Source organism: Neglectibacter sp. X4, from assembly GCF_009917365.1.
Classification (GTDB): Bacteria; Bacillota; Clostridia; order Oscillospirales; family Acutalibacteraceae; genus Acutalibacter.
Genome location: NZ_QWLE01000281.1, coordinates 1 through 622, shown reverse-complemented (window position 1 = coordinate 622; position 622 = coordinate 1). Strand labels below are relative to the sequence as shown.

The window sequence follows — 622 nt, the reverse complement described above, 5'->3', positions numbered from 1 at the left end:
CCTCTTTTATATGACTTGAGGGCTTCCACGAGCTGGTGCTGCTTGGTTATCCTTTCTTCAACAAGTGTCAGAAACTCGCTCACCTTTTTCTGCTCTTCAAGGCATGGTAAATTGACAGGTATTCCATCCATAAGTTCATTTGTCATTCCCACTCGGTCGTGTCGAGCACCGCCCTGTGCGCCGTTATGATAAATATAGGAATACCACGCAGACGATCTGAAATACCACAATAGGTAGTTCGTAAACTCCTTGTGTAACGGTTTTAAGCAAGTATAAAGGGGTGATACGATGCCCTCATCATCTCCCTGATAACAGTTAAACGGGCCGTATGGAGCAGTCGTTGACTTCCTTGGATTATATACAAAATCCCCCTGCCCAATAATGTAGTATTTATCAGTATTCCCTTCAACAGCTATATCCTTATCAAAAAAAGATCTTTGCGGGATAAGACCAAACTCGGCAGAGTTAGTAATGACATTAGTGTTTCTCATTCCGCTGTTCCGCCGATTTATGTGGGTGAAAAGTGCCCCTACCGATTCGCGACTATACGGAGGAAATACCTTACCGCTATCGTCCCTAAATCTCAGCTTTGGTACATGAACCCCTTGACTATTACTTGAGG

Annotated in this window: 1 protein-coding gene; it reads right to left on the bottom strand. The window is 43.9% G+C overall.

From position 1 onward, the window contains the following. Positions 1-491: restriction endonuclease subunit S (locus tag D1841_RS18125; protein ID WP_166554377.1), on the bottom strand; the 491-nt coding region annotated here is incomplete at its 3' end. Positions 492-622: the final 131 nt, after the last annotated feature.